Annotated in this window: 11 protein-coding genes; 4 read left to right on the top strand and 7 right to left on the bottom strand. The window is 33.0% G+C overall.

Annotation, left to right across the window (positions count from 1 at the left end; all coding sequences use genetic code 11):
* Complete coding sequence (locus tag IEV15_RS05530) at positions 1-1896, bottom strand: PorP/SprF family type IX secretion system membrane protein (protein WP_188361512.1); 1896 nt, start codon at positions 1894-1896, stop codon at positions 1-3.
* Positions 1896-5630, bottom strand: a complete 3735-nt coding sequence (locus IEV15_RS05525; protein WP_188361511.1) for a T9SS type B sorting domain-containing protein — start codon at positions 5628-5630, stop codon at positions 1896-1898. The genes IEV15_RS05530 and IEV15_RS05525 overlap by 1 nt, the downstream gene beginning before the upstream one ends.
* Before the next feature lie 430 nt (positions 5631-6060).
* On the opposite strand from IEV15_RS05525, the gene IEV15_RS05520 reads away from it, so the two are divergent.
* Positions 6061-7743 (top strand): glutamine--tRNA ligase/YqeY domain fusion protein, encoded by a 1683-nt coding sequence (locus IEV15_RS05520; RefSeq protein WP_188361510.1) that lies wholly within the window; start codon positions 6061-6063, stop codon positions 7741-7743.
* Positions 7744-7995: 252 nt separating this feature from the next.
* Here IEV15_RS05520 and IEV15_RS05515 read toward each other — a convergent pair whose 3' ends face one another.
* The 4 genes from IEV15_RS05515 to IEV15_RS05500 form a co-directional block, all read right to left on the bottom strand.
* Positions 7996-8961 (bottom strand): SPFH domain-containing protein, encoded by a 966-nt coding sequence (locus tag IEV15_RS05515; RefSeq protein ID WP_188361509.1) that lies wholly within the window; start codon positions 8959-8961, stop codon positions 7996-7998.
* A gap of 215 nt (positions 8962-9176) precedes the next feature.
* Positions 9177-10241, bottom strand: a complete 1065-nt coding sequence (locus IEV15_RS05510; RefSeq protein WP_188361508.1) for a CNNM domain-containing protein — start codon at positions 10239-10241, stop codon at positions 9177-9179.
* Between the two features lie 97 nt (positions 10242-10338).
* On the bottom strand, positions 10339-11205 hold the full coding sequence (locus IEV15_RS05505) for an HAEPLYID family protein (protein ID WP_188361507.1): 867 nt from the start codon (positions 11203-11205) through the stop codon (positions 10339-10341).
* A gap of 74 nt (positions 11206-11279) precedes the next feature.
* Positions 11280-11669, bottom strand: a complete 390-nt coding sequence (locus tag IEV15_RS05500) for a hypothetical protein (RefSeq protein ID WP_188361506.1) — start codon at positions 11667-11669, stop codon at positions 11280-11282.
* A 250-nt stretch (positions 11670-11919) separates the two neighbouring features.
* Here IEV15_RS05500 and IEV15_RS05495 point away from each other — a divergent pair, with 250 nt between their 5' ends.
* Positions 11920-12309 (top strand): hypothetical protein, encoded by a 390-nt coding sequence (locus tag IEV15_RS05495; RefSeq protein WP_188361505.1) that lies wholly within the window; start codon positions 11920-11922, stop codon positions 12307-12309.
* A gap of 32 nt (positions 12310-12341) precedes the next feature.
* On the opposite strand, the gene gltX is transcribed toward IEV15_RS05495, so the two are convergent.
* Positions 12342-13853: a glutamate--tRNA ligase gene (gene gltX, locus IEV15_RS05490; RefSeq protein ID WP_188361504.1), complete on the bottom strand. Its 1512-nt coding sequence runs from the start codon at positions 13851-13853 to the stop codon at positions 12342-12344.
* A gap of 674 nt (positions 13854-14527) precedes the next feature.
* Here gltX and IEV15_RS05485 point away from each other — a divergent pair.
* Entirely contained in the window at positions 14528-17842 is a 3315-nt protein-coding gene (locus IEV15_RS05485) for a Rad50 family protein (RefSeq protein ID WP_188361503.1), read from the top strand.
* Complete coding sequence (gene ybeY, locus IEV15_RS05480; protein WP_188361502.1) at positions 17835-18272, top strand: rRNA maturation RNase YbeY; 438 nt, start codon at positions 17835-17837, stop codon at positions 18270-18272. Before IEV15_RS05485 ends, ybeY begins: the two co-directional genes overlap by 8 nt.
* Positions 18273-18275: the final 3 nt, after the last annotated feature.

The following is an 18275-nucleotide window of genomic DNA, read 5'->3' as shown; positions in this document are numbered from 1 at the left end:
TTATTTAATATTGATATTCATAATCCAAATCGTGTCAAAATAAGTGTTGTCTACGTTGGTATAATATGAAATTAGGGCATCATTCCATGAGTTATATTTGCGTAGATAAACATATCTAAAGTTATTTTTTGGATTGGTAAAATAATTCGCTTTAATACCTTGTTTACGTAACTGACTGATAAAATTGTCGGCCGAAACAGGTTCTGGAAACACGTTGGCAATGACGTAGAATCCGGGTTCTTGATTTGCAATTTCTAAATAGTTTTTCTTTGCAGTATCTCTTTTTTTGGTGGTTAGTTTTGAATAATATTCTTTTATTTCATCATCGTTCAAAGTAAAAGAGGGTTTATTACTCACCGCTTCTTTAGTTGAACCCGATTTCATTCCTGAAAGTTTTGAGTTAATGTCTACTTTTTCATCATTAGCATTTGAATTTTTGGTGTTTGATAATTTGATTTCTTCTACTTGTGATGCTGATTTCATGCCTGATAATAGCGTTGAAATATCACTTTTCGTTTCTTTGGTTTGGGTTGTTTTTCCGCCTTTTTTAACAGTTGTTGTGGTTTCGGTGACCACTGTTGTTTCTTCCGTTTCATCACAATTGCACTCTTCTTTGGTTTGAGCAGTTTTTTCAACTCTGGCAATATAGGCCATCATGTTATTCATTCGATTATCAAAATCTTCTGCTTTTATTTTTTGAATGGAATCTTCTTTAACAATCATTTCCAAATATTTCATGTTAGAATCATCCAATGTCATTCTCATTTTTTCAACTTCTATTGCTTTTGAAACAGCTAATGCGTCTGTTTCGGCAGTTCGTTTTGTATTTGTTTTTTTAGATGGTTTCTTTTTAGGTTCTTCAACTAATACTACATCTTCCTCCTCTTCTTCAAGTTCTTCTTCCTTTACTGTTTTATTTGAGGCAACATCTATCGGACCTTTGGTGTAATCAAAAACACGAGTTGTTTTTTTATTTGTTGTAGATGACAATCTAAAAGACAACGTAATTTCATGTGTTGGACCAAAATTAACCGCACCTTCATTAATCACTCTTTCATACGTATATCCTAAAGATAAACGATGTGTCAAATGTGCTCCGGCTCCAATACTTATTCCATAATAATCATCAATTCCTGTTTGAACCCATCCCAAATAAGGAAAGTTTACCAAAACAGAACCACCCAAGGTAAAGTCTTCCGTAGCATTTATTTTTCCTCTTGTCATTAATCTGAAATAGCCGTTTTCAAACATGCCTTTTCTTGATTCCATGTCATGATGATACATCGCATGTGCCGAAAAAGTTTTGTTGGAGTATTCTTTAACCATTTGACTTGATTTGAAATCATAATCAACTAGGTTTTCAGCATATACTCCAACATCAAAACTTCCCCATGTAACATTAAACCCCGGTTTTAATGTTAAAATTGAATTGTTAGACAATTCTAAAATGGCAGGATCCGGCTCATTACCTACAGCTCTATTGCTGTTAACCCCCGTTGTGTAATAAGCCAAATTGAATCCTACAGCTAATTTTATATTTTCTGCTAATTGCAGTTGGTAAGCATAATTTGCAATTCCCCCAAAACTGGTGATGATTCCTAAGTTTTGTTGGTATAAACCAATTCCGGCTCCGGCTTTCTCATTAAATTTTCCGGCATAACTTAGCATATATAATTCCGGTGAATCGTTAAATTGAATCCATTGGTTTCTGTGATACAATGTGATATAATTTTCATTTTCTCTCACAATAGAAAAAGTTGGGTTTATCAAAAATCTATTAAATTGTAACGTGTTCTGAGTTGGCACATTAAATGTCAAAACAGGACCATCTTGTGCTTGACTATTTTCAAACACAACCACAAGTAATAAGATATGTATAAACCAATGTTTCATCATTATTCTATAATTGTTATAGAGCCTTTTTTAGTTATTTCATCATTTTCAGAAATCGTATAATAAACAACAGGGTCTGTTTTAACTAAACTATAGTTTTCGTTTGGCCAGTTATTTTGATAGTTTCTCGCTCTGAAAAGCACTTTCCCTGCAGAAGAATAAATGATTACTTCCACATCTTCTTTGTTGGTATATTTTTCCGGAATTTCCCAATAATCGTTGCGACCATCGTTGTTTATGGACACAAAATTCGGAATCACAAAACTGTTGTTTTCTTTTAGTGTTACTACAAATGTTTTTACAATTTCACAATTTCCAATCATAGCTTTTAGGGTATAAATTCCCGGTTGAACCACAGTATAACTTGAACCCACTCCAACCATTTCAGTTCCTAAAAACCATTGATAGGAATCACCACCTGTTGCATAAACCACAACTGAAGCTCCTTCAAATAATTCAAAAGCATCTCCTTCACTAATTGTTATAAATGTTTCATCAATAGCTTGAATGGTAACTGTGTTTGAGAGATAAACACAACCATTATATTCTACTTCTAAATAATAATCGCCTGCTTCAGAAATAGTAATTTGCGATTGATTTCCAATTTGTTGGTCTAAGGCTATCGAATACCAACGATATACATAATTGGAGTCAGTAACATTTGAAAATAGTAAAGTACTTCCTCCATTTTCACATATTGCTGTAAATTCAGGAGTGATTTCTATGGTCATTGGAAGTCCAAGTGTAATAGTTACAGTATTTGAAATAACAAGGTTGAATTCAGGAATTACAATGCGTAATTCATAAACACCATTTTCAGTTAATGATGTGATGGGTAATGTATTTTGATTGGAAGAAACAACCAATATTCCGTTTTTATACCATTGATAAATGTATCCGTAATCATTATTCAAAATTGAAATAGTTCCCAAAGTGGTTAAAGCATCAAAAGAGGTAATGTTCAAAACGGTTTGATCACTAAAACAAGCTGAATAATTGGAGTTGGGAGCTATTGTGACAGTAAAACTATCAGGATAAATTAAATTAACAATGGCTTCTTGTGTGGCCACACAATCTTGACTTTGAGTGACAACAACTTTATAGGTCCCAAATTGTGATGCTACATAAGTACTCGCAGTTGCTCCGTTAATTATAATGTTGTTTCTATACCATTGAAATGTTGGATTTATCGCATTTGTAGTTACCGTTAATGTTCTGGTTTGACCCGGAATTATAACTTCAGTTGAAGAAACATTTAATGTTGCGGTTATACTTGACTCTTCTATAAAAACGCTGTTGGAAGAAGCCGAACAAGAACTTTGAGAAAGCACTAAATGATAAGCACCGGTTTCGAATGTCGTATAAGTTGGTTGATTGGCTCCAGCAATAATTACTCCGTTTTTGTACCAATTATAACTGTAAATAGCGTTTGTTTCGGAACTGATTAATTGCACACTGTTTCCACCACATAAACTACCTTGAACAGTTACAACAGGAGCAGTTATTGCTAATGCAACAGCAACATTATTAGAACTTATGGTTCCAAAATTGGGTAAGTTAACGGTTAATTGATACGTTCCGTTTTGTGATGCATTTGTGATAGGGTATGTTATTGAAGTAGCACCAGGAATCGCAACACCATTAAATAACCATTGATACGAATAGTTTGGATTTGCAGGATTCACGTTGCTGTTTCCTTGAGATGTTTGAGCCACAAATGAGTTAATAGCCAATGATGTTGTGGTACTCACACAGTTTTGATAACCAGCAGCAACATTAATGGTCAAATTAAAACTATCGGGATAACCTAAAGTAACTGATGCTTCTGCTTGAAGAGCACATCCCGTTCCTTGGGTTGCAACTACTTTGTAAATTCCATCTAAAGTTGCAGTATATGAACTTGAAGTGGCTCCTGAAATTAAAATGTTGTTTCTATACCACTGATAAGTTGGTTGTGATAAAGAGGTGGTTGTGGTCAATATCTTTTCTTCACCGGGTAATATAATATCAAATGCCGGATTGTTGATGGTGATTGTTCCCGAAGTGGAACTTACTAAAATAGTATTTGATGTTAACGGACAACCACCATTTGTTACAATTACATAATAATTTCCTTCTTGATTGGTAGCATAACTTGCCGATGTTGCTCCACTAATCGGATTACCGTTTCTGTACCATTGATAGGTATATTGAGTTCCGGTATAATTACTGTTGAAAGTAACCGTTGTTGTTGAGTTACAATAGGCTCCTGTTTGGGTTATTACAGCCGGATTTGAACCGCCTAATGAAATTATGATTGAGTTGGATGTCACTGGAGTTGCAATACCCGGAATTGTAGTCACTAAATGATAGGTTCCGTTACCCGTAGTTTGATTAACGGTTAAAGTTGTAGCTGTAGCTCCTGAAATTGGCTGATTGTTTTTAAACCATTGATAAGAATAACCATAATTGTTGTTTAACAAACTAACCACGCCGTTGTTTGTAAAGGCATCAAACTGAACAATATTTAATAAAATTTCAGTGCTGATACATTGTTGATAATCTCCGGCACTTGCAATTACAACTTCAAAGCTGTTTGGAAAAATGACTTCCACGGAAACGGTTGTTGTTAACGAGCAACCTTGCGTTTCTGTAACGGTTAATGAATAGATTCCGGCATCATTAGCTGTATAATTTATGGAAGTAGCACCAGGAATGTTAACGCCATTTTTCTTCCATTGAAATGTTGGATTTATGGCATTTGTAATTCCGTTTATTTGAAGCGTTGTTCCCGGAATTAAAATTTCAACAGCAGTTGTATTTAAACTTACTTGCAAATCGATAAGTTCCAAGAAAAAAGTATTTGATTCAAAAACACAAGAACCAACGGTAATTATTAATTTGTAAGTTCCTTCCAAAGTGGCATTATAGGTTGCTGCATTTGCTCCGCTTATCGCTACATTATTTCGATACCATTGATAATTGAATGAGGTGTCTTGATGCGAAGAAACCAATGTTTTTGACGAACCTTCACATATAAAATCGGAAGAATCAGTTGTGTTTATAGTTAACTCAAAACCTGAAATAATATTTACTGCAACAATATTTGAATAGGAATTCATAATACAACTTCCGTAGTCAACAATTACATAATAATTTCCGGATTGTGTTACAGGTATTGAAGGTCCGGTTTGACCAATAATCTCTGCAAAATTTCTATACCATTTATAATTTAAACCAGGATAAAACAATGGTGATGCTGGCGTTCCATCTGAATCAATTTGCAAATTGAATGTGGAACCCTCGCAAACAGTTATTGAACCCGAATTGTTGTTTATTGAAAAAGGTTGGTTATGGATAGCATAATAGGCAGGGAAACTTACACTTGACGGACTAGTTGCTACAGGAGCCGTACTTCGTACTCGAAGTCTATAACCTTCGCCCGCAGTATTTGTTGGTAATTGAAAATTTGTATTGACCGGAGATGTTGTGCTTGTTAATGTTTTAACTGTAGTAGCTCCAGCAAAATTCCCTGTAGGATCAGACATTTCAATAATGAATGTATTACCTGCTTGTAGATTTGCAACCGGAAAAAAAGTAAAGGAAACGTTGTAAGTATTAAAACCCGAAGAAGCACAGGCTTGTGAGAAGCCTAAGGTAGGTGTGCCAATCACTATTTGTGAGGCAACCGTGTTGACAAACAATGTTGTCAGCAAGGTGAGCAGCAAATAGCTTTTCTTTGGGGTATAATTATACATATAACACTAGCTTATATTTGTTTGCTTCTACCCCTAAAAGCATCCAAAATACATTCAAATTAAATACTAATTTCTACTACACTTTAAATCCTATTACGAGAATAGTTGATTTAAGGTTTTCAGTTTGCTTTGCTCACTGAAATTATTTTTATGAAATAGTATTATAAAAGCCAATAGTTACTACTGGTTGTATAATTCCTAGTCGAAGATAAATATTTCTTTTAAATGTTATATACGTAAGATTAAAAAAATGCGTTTTTTTATGAAAATATGCGGTAAACCGTAACATTTAACACATGTTATTGTAAGTAAATACTTTATGGCTGTGTTTTTGAACGTGTATTATTGCATTTCATCGATGTTTTTATTTTGTAACACAATATAGTAGGTTAACTTGAATTTGTGTATTTTTGTGCTTCAAAATTGAACTATGTCAGAAGAGAAATCATTAAATTTTATTGAGCAAATAATTGAAGAAGATTTAAGAAATGGTTTTCCTAAATCAAATTTGCGTTTTCGTTTTCCACCGGAACCAAACGGATATTTACACGTGGGTCACGCCAGTGCAATTTGTTTAAATTTCGGATTGGGATTAGATTATCAAGCACCTGTAAATCTTAGATTTGACGATACAAATCCGGCCAAAGAAGAGCAAGAATTTGTTGACGCTATTAAAAAAGATGTGTCATGGTTGGGCTTTCAATGGGCTGAAGAACGATATGCTTCCGATTATTTTCAACAATTATATGATTGGGCTGTAATTTTTATCAAAAACGGAAAGGCCTATATAGATAGTCAATCTTCTGAAGATATGGCAAAACAAAAAGGCACACCAACACAAGTGGGAACCGATAGTCCTTTCAGAAATCGTTCAGTTGAAGAGAATCTTGAACTGTTTGAAAAAATGAAAAATGGTGATTTTCCTGAAGGAACTCACGTGTTGCGAGCAAAAATAAATATGAGTGCCACAAATATGTTAATGCGTGATCCAATCATGTATCGCATTTTACATAAACACCACCATAGAACCGGTGATGCTTGGTGCATTTATCCAATGTATGATTGGGCTCACGGCGAAAGTGATTATATTGAGGGAATTTCACATTCTCTTTGTACGCTTGAGTTTTTACCTCACAGAGAATTATATGATTGGTTTTTAGATCAAATTTATGATGTTACTAAAACCCGACCAAAACAAAGAGAATTTGCCCGACGAAATCTTTCGCACACTGTTGTTAGTAAAAGAAAATTAATGCAATTGGTTCAAGAAGGTCATGTTACTTCTTGGGATGATCCTAGAATGAGTACTATTTCGGGAATGCGAAGAAGAGGTTATACGCCAGCTTCAATAAGAAATTTTGCTAAAACAATTGGAATCGCAAAACGAACCAACTTAATTGATGTCTCGCTACTAGAATTTTGTGTTCGTGAAGATTTAAACAAAACAACGCCAAGAGTTATGGCGGTTTTAAATGCGGTGAAATTGGTAATTACAAACTATCCCGACGCAAAGGAAGAATGGTTAGAAGCAGAAAATAACCCGGAAGAAGAGGTGATGACGTATAGAAAAGTGCCTTTTTCTAAAGAATTATATATTGAAAGAGAGGATTTTCAAGAAGAAGCAAACAAGAAGTTCTTTCGACTGACTTTAGGAACAGAAGTTCGACTTAAAAATGCGTATATAATTAAGGGTGAGAAAGTTATAAAAGATGCAGACGGAATAATTACTGAAATCCATGCAACATACGATGTAGATTCTAAATCAGGAAGTGGTACCGAAGCCAGTCAACGAAAAGTAAAAGGAACCATTCATTGGGTGTCAATTCCTCATGCTGTTGAAGCGGAAGTAAGAGTTTATGATCGATTATTCACTCACGAAAATCCTGATGGAGATAAAGATGTAGATTTTAAAGAATACATCAATCCAAATTCTTTGCAAATTATAACAGGATATGTTGAACCAAGTTTGCAATCTTCAAATCCGGAAGATAAATACCAATTTCAACGTTTGGGTTATTATTGTGTTGACAAAGATTCTACTGCTCAAAAATTAGTTTTTAACAAAACAGTTGGTCTTAGAGATTCTTGGGCAAAAATTGAAGCAAAAGAGTAAAACCAACAACTATAGAAATATCAAATGAAAAAGCCCGATTTGCGTCGGGCTTTTCTATTATTGTTATTTTGTATAATAAAACGCAAAACGATAATTATTTATTATCAAAAGTGACACTGTAAGATTTGTTTAAATTCGCCAAAAAAAAACGGTAATATGATTTTATGTTTTACTCAAAGAAATGCCCTTACAACTAATTTATTTCGTTTTTTAGATTTTGAAAAAAAAAAAGGACCTTTCGGCCCTTTTTAGTTATTCGTTTTCTTCGGTTGTTCCAAATTCATCTTTAGAATTGGCTTTCGGAACTCGTTTTGTACTGTTAGCTTTTTTCATAGCTTCACCAACTTGGTTACTTGCTGTGAAACTTGCCACCATGTTATTTAACATTTCACTCCCTGCTTGAGGTGAATTTGGCAATAAGATTAAATTTGAATTTGCATCGGCTCCAATAGCTTGTAATGTGTCATAATGTTGTGTTACAACAATCAATGCCGAAGCTTCTTGAGAATTAATACCCACTTTATTCAATACATCAACACTTTCCACCAAACCTCTTGCAATTTCTCTTCTTTGGTCAGCAATACCTTGACCTTGAAGTCTTTTGCTTTCTGCTTCCGCTTTTGCTTTGGCTACAATTCTGATTCTTCCGGCTTCTGCTTCATATTCTGCTGCTGTTTTTTCACGATCAGCAGCGTTAATTCGGTTCATCGCGTTTTTCACTTGAATATCCGGATCAATATCCGTAATTAACGTGTTGATAATATCATAACCATAAGTGGTCATTGCTTCGTTTAACTCACGCTTAACAGCAACAGCAATATCATCTTTACGCTCAAAAACATCGTCTAATTTTAGTTTTGGCACCTCTGCACGAACCACGTCAAATACATAAGATGTAATCTGATCGTGAGGATATTCCAATTTATAAAAGGCCTCATAAACTTTCTCCTGAATTACTTTAAACTGAACAGAAACTTTCATTTTTACGAACACGTTGTCTTTGGTTTTCGTTTCGATGATAACATCAAGTTGTTGAATTCTAAGGTTTAATCTGCCTGCAACTCGGTCAATCACAGGAATTTTTAATTGTAAACCGGATTGCCTGGTGCTACTGTATTTTCCAAATCGCTCAATTACAGCAGCTGATTGTTGCTTAACTGTAAAAAAAGAGGCCAGTAAAAGAAATACGGCTAAAACAATAAATACATAAGTAATCATAATAAGTAATAGTTAAATGTTAGTATGTATAATGATACGAAATTTCTATTAGGTTTGTTACAAGTTAACAAACTATTAATGAAAAGATTTTTTAGAATTAACTTTCTGCGACATGTAAAGTGTTGTTTTTAAGTAGAATTAAATTTTTTTTTCAATTCTGAAATTAATAATAAAAAAGGGTTTCAACTTTTTGAAACCCTTTTAAAAAATGCTATTTATAGATCTTCTTTAGAAATATTTTTTAGTATTTCATATTTCTTTTGCTTTGTTTTCCAACGTTCCATTGCATATTGTTGCATGTCTTCCACCTTGTCTTTTTCGTCAACAATCTCAAATCCTAAAAGGGTTTCAATAATGTCTTCTAATGTTGCAATTCCGTCCATTCCACCATATTCATCAGAAATCAATGAGATTTGCTCTTTGTTATGTAGCAACTCTTCCCATGCGTCAAATAACGATGTAACCTTTGGAAAAGTAACAATATCTCTTCGGATGTCTTTTAATTTTAAATCAAATTGATCCTCAGCTAACTTTTCAAAAACAAGTTCTCTAAAGACATAACCCGTTATATTATCCCTATTTCCTTCGTATATCGGGATTCGGGAAAAATGAAGAAAATCTTTATTGTTTAAGAATTCTTGCAAAGTCATTTCCTCATTTGCTACGACAACCACAATTCGAGGTGTCATAATTTCAGAAATCTTTATACCCTTAAGTTTTATAAGATTCTGAATAATTTTATTTTCTTTCTCTCCAAAAATACCTTCTTCAGTACCAATACTGGCTAAAGCAGAAATTTCCTCTCTACTTGTGGTTAATTCTTTTTCATTTCTGGAAAGTAATTTAGTTAAAACAGCAGAAATAACCACTAACGGATAAGTAATGAAAATCATTACATTGATAGATTTTGCCGCAATCCCCATTAACTCTCTACTGTAATTTGCACCTAATGTTTTTGGAATAATTTCTGTTAAAACTAATATCAAAATAGTTAAAACAGCAGAAACAACCCCAAAATAAGCTTCACCAAACACAAGCGTAGCTTGTGCCCCAACTCCCGCCGCTCCTACGGTATGTGCAACAGTATTAAGCGATAAAATGGCAGAAAGCGGTTTGTCGATATCTTCTTTTAATTTAATAAAAGTTATAGCGTCGGCATCACCTTGTTCAACTTTTGCTTTGAGAAAAGAAAGTGGAGTAGAAAGTAAAACAGCTTCCAATATTGAACAAATGAAAGAAGTAAACAAAGCAATAAACAAATAAACAAATAACAGTGTCATGTCAGGTTTTTTTTGAAATAAATCAAGTACAATTAAGCGTCAAAGGTATATAAAATTTAATAACCAATTCTATAATTCAGCAAGACAACTATTTAAATTAATGACTAGGTTCATATATCAATCTAAAGAAGGTACTAAATCGTTCGTTTTCTCTGCTAATAGGAATTCCCGTAACAATTCCAATTAACAAATTTTCGGTAATTCCAACCCGCATTTGAGGCCGTATAGTCATATCGAAATCGGTTTTTGTGACTTCTTTATTAAATTCAATACCAATGAAATTTCGTGTTCCCGGAATCATATAATGTACATTACTATTAATTTGCCAATTGGTATATGACGAATTATCTGAAAAATGATGAATTATTGCCGGACCCGTGTAAAGCAAAGTGTGGAAATTGTTTCCCCATCGTTTAGCTGCAACAAAAAAAGGATTGTAAACATTTCCAACAAATAACCTCCCATTACTATAATTGTTGAATTCGTTCATTTCAAATTCTTGAATGTAACCAAGTGCCAAAGATGTTTTATGTTTTTCTGATACATAAAAGGAGTATTGAGCCGCTAATTTTAAACTGTTTAGCTTGCTTCCCGGACTCATTCCGTTGGTGTTTGATGGATAAATTGTAAAAGGTAATTCTACTTCCAATCCTAATCGATCTATTGGAGCCCACTCATATTCTACTAAAGCTAGATATTCATCATATTGATCATTGTCAGTTATTCCAAACCCAACATTCCATTCTTTTTCGCCTTTTCGAGCTCCCAAATCTCGTATTAAATCGATATATAAGGGTTCAGCATGTAATACTTTTGGTTTTTCGGTTTTGTTTTGAACTTCATCAATATATAAACTGTCTTTCAACGTTTTATTGATTTCTAATTCGGTTTGAGAAAATGAAGTTTGACTTATAAAAAGCAGCGATAGGAAGCAAAATAATTGCTTCAAACAAAATTGATTCATGATGGTTTAATTTTAATTTATACTAATGATTTTGTATGTCTTCAGATAGAAAACAAACGTATTTATAAATTAAATTAAACCTCTGGAGGTGGAGAATGAATTTCTAGAAATGGTTTCAGAAGAAGGTTGTTGCTGTAATATAAATTCTTTTGAACAGAATTAAAGACGATCAATTTTGTTTTAATTTCAAAAAAGGGTAGCACAAATTTATCTGTTGCAAACCCTTTTTTCATCGTTTGATTTTTTTCGTTGTCGTTAGTGTTGTTCTCAGGAATAGCATCTTCAAAGCCTAAGACTTTTTCGAAAACGAGCTCAATAATACTTTCTTGTTCGTTATAATAAATATGTTTTTTTTCGTTATCGGCAAACAAAGAGGTGACATCTACGCTGATATTCAACAGGTAGCAAGCCATAAAACCCCAAACAAATACTGTTATTTTAGAATGTCGAATTGCATTTAACATGTCACAAAAGTAAAACCTTTTAACAAAATTAAATTTTTTCTGTCGCTTTTAGTATTCTTTTAACGGTTTCTTCTTTAAACAGTACTACGACAATAACTTGAAAAATATAAAAATTATAGAATCCTTTTGAAATTATATTTTTGAATTATAAACCTAAATCAAGTATATTATTATGAATAAATATTTTATATAAATTTTCTTAGATTTGATTAATTATTTTAGATTTGAAAATAATCTTTAATTTATTTTTATGAAAAAATTTTTATTATTATCAAGTGTGTTTCTCTTTTTAGTGTCATGTAGTAATGATGATTCTAACAACAATGATTCTCAAGGAGTAAATCAATCTAAAATTTTTGGTTACTGGTACAAAGGATTAGGTGCTCCTTTTTACTATTATGATTATTATTATTTTGGAGAAGATGGAGAATATCAACAAGGTTGGGGACCAATAAATAGTAACCCTTTAACAGGTACATGGGAATGGGAAGACGGAACAACTATAAAGATTACACCATCTCCCGGTGGAGGAATTGCAGGAGGAGTCCAAACACATGAATTTAGAAAAATTTCAAATGATTCATTGTGTTCAGCTTCAGATGAGGGTCTTAAATATTCGAGAACTAATCATAATGACTAACCAAAAAGCCCTGAATTTTCAGGGCTTTTGTTTTATATATTGTTTATTGCTTTATCAATCCTTTTAACAGTTTCATCTTTCCCAATCATCTCAATAATATCAAACAAATGCGGCCCTTTTAAAGCCCCAACCAAACTCAATCGAAGCGGTTGCATTACTTTTCCCATGCCAATTTCATTGGTTGTCATCCATTCTTTTAAGAGGGTTTCAATGTTCAAAGAAGTAAAATCTTCTATCGATTCTAAAACTTCAATTACTTGTTTCATCAAATCAGGTGTTTCTGGTTTCCAATTTTTTGATGCTTTTTCATCATAAGATGTTGGTGCTTCAAAGAAGTAGTCGGCTAATTCCCAAAAATCGGAAACAAAATTGGCTCGTTCTTTAATTAAACTTACGATTTTTGTCATTTCGATGAAGGAGAAATCACATTTCCCCGTTTTGTCTACAATCATTTTCTTAAATGCATCTACCAAACTTTCATCGCTTTGTTGTTGCAAATACTGATGATTAAACCATTTGTTTTTTTCTGGGTCAAATTTAGCACCCGCTTTGTGAACACGATTCAAGTCAAATTTTTCAACCAGTTCATCTAAGCTAAACAATTCTTGGTCCGTTCCATCATTCCAGCCTAATAAAGCTAAAAAGTTAATCACCGCTTCCGGAAAATATCCTTTTTCTCTATATCCTGATGAAATTCCTTCGTCTGTTTTCCACTCTAAAGGAAACACAGGGAATCCCATTTTATCTCCATCTCTTTTTGATAATTTTCCATTACCAATTGGTTTTAAAATCAATGGTAAATGAGCAAATTCGGGAGATTCCCAGCCAAAAGCTTGATAAAGCAAACTGTGAAGTGGGAGTGAAGGCAGCCATTCTTCGCCACGAATAACATGCGAAGTTTCCATCAAATGATCATCAACAATGTTAGCCAAATGATAGGTTGGCATTCCGTCACTTTTAAACAAAACCTTATCATCTAATAAATTAGTGTCAAATTTTATATCACCACGAATGATGTCTTTTAGTTCCAAAACCTCATTTACCGGAGTCTTAAAACGAATCACAAAATCCTCTCCTGACGCAATTCTTCTATCAGTTTCCTCTTTAGAAAGTACCAAAGAAGTGTCCAACTTTTCACGATTGTGCCAGTTATAAATAAATGTTTTTCCTTGTTCTTCGTGTTGTTTTCTGTGCAAATCCAAAGCCTCAGCAGTATCAAAAGCATAATAGGCCCAACCTGAATTTATCAATTGATCGGCATATTGTTTGTAAATCGCTTTTCGCTCGCTCTGACGATAGGGTCCAAACTTTTCGTTTTTATTCACCGTTTCATCAGGAGAAATCCCCAACCATTCTAAGGCCTCAAAAATATAGTGCTCTGCTCCGGCAACAAATCGGTTTTGATCGGTATCTTCTATTCTTAAAAAGAACACACCGTTGTGTTTTTTGGCAAATAAATAATTGAATAATGCAGTTCTAACACCACCAATATGCAACGGGCCGGTTGGACTTGGAGCAAATCGTACTCTTACTGGTTTTGACATGATATTTCTTGAATTTTGTGCAAAGATACATTTTCAATTTTTATTACTCGTTTCATGAAATTATTTAAAATGTAAATTTAACAGCATAAGAAGAGTGTGATTGCATAGTTTCTGAGTTCATTAAGCTACGTTTTTCTTTAAAAATGCAATCAATTGTCATAATAGAAACAAGCATTAATTCTGTAGTTTAAAAAAGCTTTTTTCATAAGTGTGTTTTCCTACAACTATTTTACTTTGATAACTCCATGGTAATCCCATAGTAATCCCATAGTAAAGCCATGGTGAAGCCATGAATGTTAAAACTTTCAATCCTATGTTATTTCTTGTTAATAAAAACCAAATTTTAAACAGTTGAATTAGTGTTTTAAAAAGGTGATTTGCTATCAATTAGTTTCTTTTCTTCGACGCATTCAAATCAAAAATTTGAATTACTACGTAAGCAATTTTTCAACAGCTTCCACAAAATAGAATTCTTGTCGTTCTTTAGAAAGAACTAATGCGTTGGTTTTTTAATTTTTTAGGATACGTACTTGTTGTACTATTTACGGTTTAGTTTTAAACGGAAATTATGTTTTATATCCCCTTTTTGCACCCGATTTCATTAGATAATATTTAACTTTTGACTAAAAAATAAAATTGTACTTTTATAAGTTATAATAAACGAGTAAAATAAATTGGAAACAAAGTCGCTGATATATCAAAAATTAGAAGATTTCATTAAGAAATTTTACACCAACGAACTCCTCAAAGGATTGATTTTCTTTATAGGTTTGGGTTTACTTTATTTTATTTTTACGCTTCTGATTGAATATTTTCTTTGGCTGAGTCCTTTAGGTAGAAAAGTATTATTCTGGTCGTTTATTGCGGTGGAATTATTCCTGCTATTCCGTTTTATACTGTTTCCGATTTTTAAGTTGTTCAAACTTCAAAAGGGGATTGACTATAGTCAGGCCTCACAAATAATTGGGAATCACTTTTCTGAGGTTAGCGATAAGTTGACTAATTTTTTACAGTTAGCAACGTCAACTCAAAAATCAGAATTGTTACTTGCTTCAATCGAACAAAAGGCTAAATCGTTACAGCCCATTCCGTTTAGCAATGCGGTGAATTTTAAATCAAATAGAAAATACTTGCCTTGGGCTATTGTGCCAATTGTTTTCATTGCTTTTTTTATGCTTAGTGGCAATTCCAATTTATTATCGGATAGTATGAACCGCGTTGTTCGATACAACGAACGCTTTTCACCACCGGCTCCGTTTTCTTTTGTTGTTGAAAATAATAAATTGGTTTCAGAGCAAGGCTCTGACTTTCTTTTACAAATAAAAACAGTTGGAAAGATTGTACCTGAAAATGTCATGATTAATAGTGGCGATGAAAGCTATTTTATGGAATCAACAAAACCGGGAACATTTGAATACCGCTTTACTAATTTAAAAAAGAATGTAGTTTTTTATTTAACTGCAAATTCGGTTACCTCGCAAGATTTTGAACTTCAAATCATTGAAACACCTTCTATAGTTAATTTTGAAATGCTTTTACAATTTCCAGGATATCTCAATAGAAAAGCGGAAGTGGTAAAAGGAATCGGTAATGCTGTTGTTCCTGAAGGTACCCGTGTAACTTGGAAAGTAAATTCTATTGCTACGACCTTGATTGAATGGAGTGACTTTCAAACCAATCAACCCTTTGCTTTAGAGAATAACAACTATAAATTTAATAAAACTATTTCACAAAACACAGAATATCAAATACTTACTTCTAATGAGAATGCTAAGCATTATGAAAAACTAAACTATCAAATTGCTACAATAAAAGATCAGTATCCTTCCATTGCAGTAACTACTGCTCCTGATAGTTTGCAAACGGGAAAAAACATTTTAATTGGTCAGGTCACAGATGATTACGGGCTTTCTAAGCTACAAATTGTTTATTACCCAAAAGACAAGCCGAATGAATTAAAAAAAGTGGCTTTAAAGGTTAATAATGATGTTTTTGACCAATTTATTTATACGTTTCCAACCAATTTGAATTTAGAAGAAGGGGTTTCTTATGATTATTATTTTGAAGTATTCGATAATGATGCTATTCATAATTTTAAAAGCTCTAAATCAATTGTATTTTCAGATAGAATTGCAACTCAAGAAGAGCAAGTAGATCAATTATTACAACAGAAAAATGATAATATTCAAGGATTAACCAAATCAATTAAAAATCAAGACAAACAAATGTCGGAGCTTGATCAATTGAAAAAACTTGGAAAAGAAAACAAAGAATTAAACTTTAAAGACAAACAAAAAATTAATGATTTCATAAATCGTCAAAAACAACAAGAGCAGATGATGAAAGAATTTTCTAAGAAATTGGAAGAAAATTTAAAAGATTTCAAATCAGAAAACGATCCATTCAAACAAGAATTAGAAAAAAGAATGGAAAATGCTCAAAAGGAAGCTGAAGAAAACGAAAAGTTGTTAGAAGAGTTACAAAAACTTTCAGACAAATTAGAGGAAGAGGATTTGTTTGACAAATTGGACAAATTCAAACAAAATGCTAAGAATCAGTCAAAAAATTTGGAACAATTGGTGGAACTCACCAAAAGATATTATGTTGAAAAAAAGGCAGAACAATTGGCTTCAAAGCTGGACAAGCTTGCAGAGAAACAGGAAAAACTTTCTAATGATGACAATCAAAATAAGGAAGCCAATCAAAATGAATTGAATAAAGAATTTGATAAAATTCAAGAAGAACTTCGTCAATTAGACAAAGACAATAAAGAACTAAACAAGCCAATGGATATTCCTTCTGATGAAAATCAAGAGAAAAGCATCAAAGAGGACATGAAAAAAGCCTCTGAAGAGCTTCAAAAAGACAAAAAGGAAAGTGCCAAACCAAAGCAGAAAAAAGCTGCGGAAAAAATGAAGCAAATGAGCCAAAGTATGATGGAAAGCATGTCAGGCGGAGAAATGGAACAACTAGAAGAAGATGTAAAAATGATGCGTCAAATTCTGGATAATTTATTGGCCTTTTCATTTTCACAAGAAGATTTAATGAAGCAATTCAAAGGATTAAAAAAAGGTGCTCCTTCATATAATTCAAATTTAAAAAAGCAACAAGATTTAAAATTACAATTTAAACATGTTGACGACAGCTTGTTTGCCATGTCGTTGAGAAACCCAATGATCACTGAACGAATTACTGAAGAGATAGGAAACGTTCATTATAACGTAGATAAATCGTTAGAAGTCTTAGCTGAAGCGAATATTTCAAGAGGTGTTTCTCATCAACAATATACTACTTCAGCAGCTAATCGTTTGGCTGATTTTTTAAGTGATGTCTTGAATTCAATGCAAATGCAAATGCAGTCTTCAGGTTCAGGAAAAGGTATGCCAAAACCCGGACAAGGTGGAAGCGGTCAACTTCCTGATATCATTCAAAAACAACAAGGTTTGGGCGAGAAAGTTAAAGAAGGAATGGAAAAAGGAGATAAACCCGGAGAAGGTAAAGATGGTGAGAAAGGTGAAAAGAAAGGTGAAAAACCCGGCAAGGAAGGGCAAGGGGGTCAAGGAAGTGGTGATGGCGAAGAAAATGCAAAAGAACTAATGGAAATTTATAAAGAACAAAGACGATTGCGAGAGCAACTACAAAACGCTCTTGAAAAACAAGGATTAACTCCTGATGGCCAACGTGTCATTAATCAAATGAAAGATGCAGAAAAGCAAATTCTAAACAAAGGTTTTAAAAATGAAGTACTTCAAAAGATGCTGAACATAAAGTATGAAATGCTGAAATTAGAGAAAGCAATTCAAGAGCAGGGAGAGGATACAAAGAGAGAATCTCAAACCAATAAAAATAATTATAATTCAGGAACAAAGCCAATATCGCCTGCATTGCAAGAATATTTGAATAGTATTGAGATTTTAAACAGACAAACGTTACCTTTGAGGCCCGGTTTCAATCAAAAAGTACAAGACTATTTTAAGAAAAATGATTAGTTTTCATTACGAGACAAAATTCAAATTAAACCCTGAGCGAACTTTCAAAAGTTGGTTAAAACATGTGATACTTTCAGAACAAAAGAAGGTAGGAGATATCAATTATATTTTTTGTGACGATGTTTATCTACACAAAATCAATCTTGATTATTTAAATCACGATACTTTTACTGACATTATCAGCTTTGACTACTCAATAGGAAATGTATTACATGGTGATATTTTTGTTTCTGTGGAAAGAATTGCTGATAATGCTAAGAAGTATAACGTTAGTTTTGAAGAGGAACTCAAACGAGTAATGGCCCATGGTGTTTTGCATTTCTGTGGTTTTAAAGATAAAACCAAACAAGAGAAAACAACGATGAGATCAAAAGAAGACGAAAAAATCGAAATGTTCCACGTGGAACAGAACAAGACTAAACAACAATAAAAC

Source organism: Flavobacterium orientale (assembly GCF_014638005.1).
GTDB classification, from domain to species: Bacteria; Bacteroidota; Bacteroidia; order Flavobacteriales; family Flavobacteriaceae; genus Flavobacterium; species Flavobacterium orientale.
This window is presented reverse-complemented; position numbering and strand designations above follow the sequence as displayed.